Here is a 5,821-nt window from a genome sequence, read left to right as displayed (position 1 = left end):
GTATAAGCCCGCCAAAACGCCAAGAATCAATGTTACTCCAGCCGTCAGCGACACAACAAAAGTATCCGGACGAAGGAGCTTGCCTGCAGGTATGTAGGGGAGGAACTGACGGATCCATTGTTCTATACCGGATGAGAACAAGAAGCCTGCGATGATTCCGCTTGCGATACCGATAACACACATGATAAGCGTCTCGATCGTGACGAGCCTCAGGACATCGAATGGTTGAGCACCGACGCACCGGATATATCCAAACTCCTTTTGCCTCTCAAATGTCGCTATTAAGATCGTATTCAAAAGTCCTAAGCCGCTTACGAGAAGTGCAATCAACAGCACCGAATACATTAGGGCTTTGGTGCCGCCAATAAGCTCAAGGATTCTTTTGCTTATATCTTCCGCAGGGACGACATAAACATCGGGAAGCGTTTCAAGCTTGTTCTTGACTGATTGCAATTGGGTAATATCATACAGTTGGACGCCGACTGCGGTCAGCTTTCCTTCTTTGCGGAAATGTTTCTGCGCAACCTCAATTGGCAGGTAGTAGAATCCATCGTCTTGCCCAAAAGTTCGTTCCAGAATGCCAACGACATCAAACTCTGCGTCGAGCGTCTCAATGTAAATCTTATCTCCCACATTACGCTTTTCGATGCGCGCGACTTCGGAGCCGAGAATGATGGAATGTTCGTCCTTAAACCAACTTCCCCTGATCTTCCAATTGGGCTTTAGCCTGGGGACATCATCGGTAATGCCGTAGAACAGGTCAATCTTTGAGCCATCGGGCGTTGGGAGAGAGAAGATCAAAAATCCAGCTGCTTCCTTTACACCTTCAACACTCTTGACTTCCTTGAGCCGTTCCATCTGAAGAAACTTTGGAATCTCACCGCCGTGAATGATGAGCGATGCAGCTTCAAGGGGACATCCTTCCGTAGACACAAAAAGATGAATGCCCGTGCCAGCTACTTCTTCGTGGAGGGACTCACGGTACCCCACGTCGAATGAGAGAATCGAAAAAAGCGTCGCCGCAGCAATTGCCACACCAAGCGTGGTCAAAGCGGTCCTGATGCGGTGACGCTTCAGGTTTTTGAGAGCGAGCTTGAAAAGCGTCATTCGATCTTCACCTCCTTTGCGACAAGCGTCACCTCATCGCCCTTGACTTTCACTGTTCCGTGCACCTGCATCTTTGAATGCAGCTTCGACTTGTCTGGCATCGGGCATTGATCAGTTATGTACACTTCGATCATATTGAACCCATCTTTTATGACAAAATCGTCTGGGCAGCAGATGCTATTGAAGACGCCGCCGACAGCCACATCTTTGCCCTCGTAGGCTTTTGGGTCCTTCAGGAGTTCTTCCATTTTCACTGTTTGGATGGATGGTTTCTCCTGTACGACAGCGTTGGTGCTTGGCTCGGTCTGCTTTTGTGTTGCTGGCTTGTCCCTTTGCTCTTTCGAGCAGCCTGCAATAAAGGCAATGGTAAGTATTGCAATTAAAAGATGTTTCATGGTACTGTTCCTTTCTTGAATGTTATTTTAATTTTTATGTGGTTTAGATTTTAATTCATCAAACATCACAAGCATTTTCCGAACCCCGAAAGCCACTCGCTCGGTGGCGAGAGCGCTTTCGGCTTTAATGTCCTTGCCAATCTGAATCGGATCATCTTTCGATTTTCCCACAAACTGGTCAAGGAATTCCTTTGATTTAAATTCTTTGTTTCGTTCACGTGCACGCTGGATATACGAGCCGATGATCTTACCATCAGTCGTAATGCCCATTACCATTTCGATGACACCATATTCACCTTTCTCTGCATCGGTGAGAATGTAGCCAAGCGATTCTCCTTTTGTTCCTTTTATCTCATAGTAAATCCAGTTTTCCCGCTCGGCCGGGTGAAGAGGCTCTCCTAAACGCTGTTCAATGCGTTCCCGGACGTCGCTGGAGATTTTCTTGTCGATGGTCAAATAGTCTTTTGCTTTCGGAAAGAGCTTCGTCATTGTACGCTCTGGATCCCGCCAGACGCATATATCAGCAAGAGCTTCAACGAAGAAAGCAAAGAGGAGCACAAATGAAACGAATGCTTTAAATATGACTGAGAAACTCGACATAAATTTGAATTTGAAATTCATTGTTCACAACCTTTTTGTTAATAATTTGAAATGTGTCTGCAAAACGAAGATAAGCCCCGCTGAAGAACTTATATGAAAATCCGATTCCCGGAAAATGCTTTGTAGTGATGTTATTCCAGGCAGCATATTTAAGATTCAAGTCGAGCGAAGGAGAGAGAGAATAATCAACTTGTAAGAATCCGCCGCCGACCGTTACGCCATCTTCACTCCCGTAAAGCAGTTCGCTTCTAATAGTGAACAGGTCGTAGTTGGAAATTCTCGTGTTGTAGGCGTAAAAATTCTGCCGTTAAGATATGAAAGTCCAAACTTTGTGTCCTCCCAATTCAATCCAAGTCTTGCAATAACAAGTTTGTTATCGTCTATGTCTTTCCAGTATCTTCCGACACCGTTAGAAAGCGAAAGTGCATAATCAAAATCACCGAAATAACCAAAGACCTGAGCGCCGACGTCTGTCTTGATCCCGAGACTTTGCTTTTCTAATGTTAGAAGTAAAAGCCGCTCGGTATCGTAATATGTTAACAGTCCAAATGGCAGCACATAGCGACCTATGCGGAAGTTGATGTTTCCTAACGGTCCCTTAACCTGCGCGTACGTGTAATAGAAATGCGATTCACGAAAATTATCTTCAAAGTCGAATTGAGTTACTAGAATCAGACGGTCGCCAAGTTCATCGCTAAAGACTTTACGCAGATTCAAAAAAGCTCCGCGCAGTTCAAAAGTGTTTGGTTCACCATGTGTTTTCTGGTAGCGAGTATCGAAGCCGCTGGCGAATTGTAAACTTTGCGCTTGAAGACTTGATATGAATAAAGATAACATAAAACTCATAAGCAGAAGTCGCATTCTGTTCCTTTCATATTATATTTTGATTTTATAAAGTCTTAGACCATTGGCGATAACAACAAGTGCACTGACCTCGTTGATCAGCAGACCACCCACAAGGTCCATCTTGCCAAGCAATGCCGAACCAACTAGAAAGAGGATGATAGCCAGCGAAGCAATGATGTTTTGTTTAATATTAGCAATTGACTTCCGGCTTAATTTGAATGCCGATGGAAGTTTAGTAAGATCATCAGCCATCAGCACAATGTCTCCCGTTTCAAGGGCAACATCGGTCCCTATACCGCCCATCGCAATTCCCACATCCGCCTCTGCCATCGCGGGTGCATCGTTAATACCGTCTCCAATCATTGCAACTTTTCCATATTGTTGTTTTAGTTCCCGAATCGCAGCAATCTTGTCATCGGGAAGCAGCTTTGCTTTATAATCGTCAATACCAAGCTTTGCAGCAATAGCTTTAGCAGTTCGCTCATTATCACCGGTCAACATCACAATGTGTTTTACTCCGCTCTCCTTCAACTTTTTAATTGCTTCTATTGCTTGGGGTCGAACCTGATCTGCAACAGCGATAACACCCAGTGTTTCATTTGCATCGCCAACCAGCATAACCGTTTTACCTTCTTCTTCATGTTTTGACATAAAGTGCTCGGCACCGTTTAACCTGATTTGCTTTTGCTGAAACAATCTCTCATTCCCGATGATGTATTCTGTATCCTTAATTTTTCCTTTTGCTCCAAAACCGGGGATAGCTTCAAAGTCAGTTACTTCTGGTTTGAATTCTTTCGATGCTGCACGGAGAATTGCATCGGCAAGCGGATGCTCAGAACGTGATTCGATTGCTGCTGCGATGATCAGTATCTCTTCTTCACGCATCTCATTAAGTGGAATAATATCAGTCACTTCGGGCTTACCCATCGTCAGTGTGCCTGTCTTATCAAATGCTATTACCTCAATACCACCGGCAATTTCTAAATAAGCTCCGCCTTTGATAAGGATGCCGTGCTTGGCACCATTACCGATTGCAGCAACAACTGCTACTGGAACCGAAAGAACTAAACCGCACGAACAAGAGACCACAAGCAAAATCAATCCGCGGTAAAACCAAATTGAAAAAGGTTCAGCAAGAATGAGAGGCGGTACAATTGCAACAACGATTGCCAATACAAACATCAGCGGTGTATAGATTCTTCCGAACCGTTCGGTAAAGCGCTGGTATGATGACTTGCGTGCTTGCGCTTCTTCAACCGAGTGGATAATACGTGCGAGTGTAGTATCCTTTGAAAGTTTTGTAACCTGAATTTCAAGAAATCCTCGCTGGTTAAGTGTTCCTGCAAAAACTTCATCTCCAACCACTTTATTGAGCGGAATTGATTCTCCGGTAATAGGAGATTGATCAACTGCCGATGAGCCAGAAATAACCTTTCCATCCATTGGGATCCTATCACCCGGTTTAACAATAATTACGTCTCCAACATTAATCTGATCAACTGGAATGTATATCTCTTTTTTGTTCTTTTTTACGAGCGCGTTATTTGGAGCCAATTGCATTAATGCACGAATAGAACCCCGCGCTTTGTCGACTGCATAAGCTTCCAAAACAGAGCCAAGCGAATAAATCACAACGAGAATTGCCGCTTCTTCCCACAAGCCCAACGCAACCGCACCAATAACTGCCGCGATAAGAAGCGTGTTGATGTTTAGTGTGAAAGTCCTGAGCGCTTGTATTCCACTTTTCGCTGGATAAACTCCGCCGATTATGATTGCGAGTGTGTAAACAATCTTCAAGAGAATATCGTGTACAGAAAACTGTTCCAATATCAATCCTGCAGCGGTGAGCACGGAACTAATGAGCAGAAAAATAATTTTAGTCTCCTGCCACCAGTGTTTCTTCGATGGTTGTTTCTCTTCAACAACAACTGCGCTCATTCCTATTTCCCGGATGGCAGAGATGATGTCGGTTTGCGATAACAATTGTGGATTATAATCCACCTGAAGCTGTTGTGTCATCAAATTTGTATTGTGAGAAAGCACACCATTCAATGCCCCTATTTTTCTTTGAATAAGAATTACTTCATCTTCACAATCCATCTCGTGTATATGAAGAACAATCCTGACAGAATCCTTGAGATTAAAAGAGCCGTTTTTAGGAAATGATGCGTTGCTGATTGTTCTCTCTTTATTTGTTGCACAGTTGCCGCATTCAAGATCATTATTGACAAATTTTTTGCTCATAGTATCACCTTATTTTTTATATAAAACTTCAATTTCATTTTCGCTGTTACGAAAATGATTTGTTAAAAAAATTAATCCTTCAAAACATCTTCGATGAACTTCACATCGTCTTTCAAAATATTGATAAGCTGTTCGCTATTGAGAGAGTAGTAAACCATCTTCCCATCATTCCGGTATTTCAGCAACTTGTGCTCATAGAGATATTTCAGTTGGTGCGAAGTTGCGGGAATACTTAAGCCAAGAACATTCGCAATGTCGCAAACACAAAGTTCACCTTTTGCAAGAGCAAAGATGATTTTTAATCGCGTAATGTTCCCCAGTATAGCATAAATATCAACCAGTTCCTCAAACTTTTTATCTTTTGGCAGTGAGGTTTTGACCTTATTCACTTTTTCAACATTAAAGCATATTACCTTGCACGAATCGGCTTTACGATTTTGATTTTTAATTTTATTTTTTACTGTAATTTTTTCCATAGATTTTCTCTGTTTTTCATTTTCGCATTTGCGAAAATATAATAATATATCTGGAAAACAGCAAATCAATATTTTTTAATGAATTCTATCCAATAAAATATCCCGTTATTCCAAGAACAATCAGCAATATTCCTATAATTTTCTTTTCGTGGT

6 protein-coding genes are annotated in these 5,821 nt (G+C 42.6%); all 6 read right to left on the bottom strand.

The features are described 5' to 3' along the window. Positions 1-1,107: ABC transporter permease (locus AC3EBE_RS23870; protein ID WP_488597530.1), on the bottom strand; the 1,107-nt coding region annotated here is incomplete at its 3' end. Beyond that, entirely contained in the window at positions 1,104-1,502 is a 399-nt protein-coding gene (locus AC3EBE_RS23865; RefSeq protein ID WP_488597529.1) for a hypothetical protein, read from the bottom strand. The genes AC3EBE_RS23870 and AC3EBE_RS23865, both read right to left, overlap by 4 nt. A gap of 27 nt (positions 1,503-1,529) precedes the next feature. Next, the gene (locus AC3EBE_RS23860) at positions 1,530-2,123 is read right to left on the bottom strand and encodes a hypothetical protein (protein ID WP_488597528.1); all 594 of its coding nucleotides are present in this window, start codon (positions 2,121-2,123) and stop codon (positions 1,530-1,532) included. 192 nt (positions 2,124-2,315) lie between these two features. Next, positions 2,316-2,948: a hypothetical protein gene (locus tag AC3EBE_RS23855; RefSeq protein WP_488597527.1), complete on the bottom strand. Its 633-nt coding sequence runs from the start codon at positions 2,946-2,948 to the stop codon at positions 2,316-2,318. A gap of 30 nt (positions 2,949-2,978) precedes the next feature. Further along, entirely contained in the window at positions 2,979-5,192 is a 2,214-nt protein-coding gene (locus AC3EBE_RS23850; protein WP_488597526.1) for a heavy metal translocating P-type ATPase, read from the bottom strand. 71 nt (positions 5,193-5,263) lie between these two features. Then, the gene (locus AC3EBE_RS23845; RefSeq protein WP_488597525.1) at positions 5,264-5,668 is read right to left on the bottom strand and encodes an ArsR/SmtB family transcription factor; all 405 of its coding nucleotides are present in this window, start codon (positions 5,666-5,668) and stop codon (positions 5,264-5,266) included. Positions 5,669-5,821 lie beyond the last annotated feature (153 nt).

It is taken from the genome of Mesobacillus sp. (assembly GCF_057785455.1).
The sequence above is the reverse complement of the archived record's forward strand: the minus strand, read 5'-3'. Positions and strand labels throughout refer to the sequence as shown.